This window comes from Mycobacterium sp. TH-M15, assembly GCF_057473705.1.
Genome location: NZ_JBYCLB010000050.1, coordinates 1 through 1,716 on the forward strand (window position 1 = coordinate 1; position 1,716 = coordinate 1,716).

Genomic DNA, 1,716 nt, shown 5'->3' on the forward strand with positions numbered 1-1,716 from the left:
CGGGCTCATCATCACCAGCGGGACACCGAAGTACATGCAGCCGAGCCAGGCGCCGATCAGCCCCATGTCGTGGTAGAGCGGCAGCCAACTGACGAACCTGTCCGACGTGGTCGCGCCCGCGGCCTGGCCCATGGCCCGGATGTTGGCGAGCAGGTTCCGGTGCGTCAGCGCGACGCCCTTGGGCTGCCCGGTGCTGCCCGAGGTGTACTGCACCAGCGCCAGGTCGTCGGTTCGCGGTCGTGGCAGGGTGTCTTGGCTTGCGCCCGTGAGTGTTTCGGGAACGACCACATGGCGCATGCTGTCGACGTTGGCGCGCAGCAGGTGGCCGAGGGTGACGGCCTCCGGCAGGGTGACCAGGATCGCTGCCCGGGCGTTCGCGAGGATGCCGGTCGTGCGGCGCAGGTGGTCCGCGAGCTGGGAGGGCCGGGCCGGGGGGTAGACCGGGACCGGGACGGCACCGGCGAGGACCACACCGGCGAAGGTGGTGAAATACGCCCGGCCGGTGGGCAGCATGATGGCCACCGTGTCCCCCGGCATGACGTCGCGGGCGATCAGCCCCGCGGCCAGCGCGGCGGCGTCGCGGCGCAGCGCGGCATAGGTGACGTCCAGCGGGCCACCCGGATCGTCGAGGATGCGCAGGTGCAGCCGGTCCGGTGTGGCGCCGGCATGCCAGTCGAGCGCGTCGTTGAGGGTCGACGCCCCCGCCGGCGGCAGGCCGCCCTCGGCGGCGGCCGGCAAGGACGCCAGGCCTTTCGATGGAGCCTCACCCTCCCCCGCCCCGGCGCGGCCCGCCACGGGCCGGCCACGCCCGATCGCGGCGACGAGGTCGCGCGGAGTGTCGGCGTCGGCCAACAGGTGCTCCGGCAGGGCCACCCCGAACGTGTCCTGGATGCGCAGCAACAGCTCGGCGAGCTCGAGGCTGCCGATGCCCAGGTTCTCGAACGTGCTGTCCAGGGTGACCGTCGGCGGCACGGCATGCGGATGGACCTCGGTGACCAGGCCGCGTACCAGGGCCAGGACCGGAGCGGCGCGCCCGTCGGCCGTCATCGGTCAAGAGGCGGTCGGGGAGCCCGCGACTCGTTTGTGCAGACGCTCCGCGAACTCCGCGGCCCGGTCGAGGTCGCGCTCGTCCGGCCGTCCCCTGTTGATGCCGCCGACGAGCCCGAACGGCCCCACCGTGTCGAACCCGCGGCAGGAGAACGAATCGAGCACCTCGAAGCCCTTCGCGGCGAGCGGCTTTCGCAGCGTCTTCGAATACCCCAGCAGCGGGATCTCGCGCGCGCCGCTGGTGAAGAAGGTGAACGCGCGGACACCATCGACGTGTGGGAGGCGACGTATCAGGTTGCGTAGCCGCGCGTCGGGGGCCATGTAGTAGATGCCGGACCCGAACCCGACGAGGTCGTAGTCGCCGAACTTCGCGGGGTCGGCCGACTCCGGCTCGACGATCTCGGCGCCGAGCACCTCGGCCATCCGGTCGGCGACCCGCCGGGTGTTGCCGTGCGATTTCGAGACGCAGACGATGAGCGACTTCATCGCCACACTCTGCGCCGCAGCGGCACGATCCGGAAAGGGCGCAAAGGCACCTTGACGCCGGGGCATTGGTCGCCACGGCTGCAGTACTAGTCGACCGCGTGGATCACCTGGCGGGCCACGCGCCGGATCCGCCGGCACATGTCGGGGTCGAGGGGCACGTCGGCATCGGCGGGGATCTCCCCC

General features: G+C 71.8%; 2 protein-coding genes. Both read right to left on the reverse strand.

Annotation, left to right across the window (positions count from 1 at the left end; genetic code table 11):
• A partial coding sequence (locus AC2VNT_RS01290; RefSeq protein WP_486945138.1) for an AMP-binding protein occupies nt 1-1,047 on the reverse strand: 1,047 nt, incomplete at its 3' end.
• A 3-nt stretch (nt 1,048-1,050) separates the two neighbouring features.
• Nucleotides 1,051-1,533 (reverse strand): flavodoxin family protein, encoded by a 483-nt coding sequence (locus tag AC2VNT_RS01295; protein ID WP_369739312.1) that lies wholly within the window; start codon nt 1,531-1,533, stop codon nt 1,051-1,053.
• Between the last annotated feature and the right edge of the window lie 183 nt (nt 1,534-1,716).

Excerpts from the sequence above, each read along its gene's own strand:
- AC2VNT_RS01295 (WP_369739312.1), bottom strand. The coding sequence starts at position 1,533 with ATGAAGTCGCTCATCGTCTGCGTCTCGAAATCGCACGGCAACACCCGG.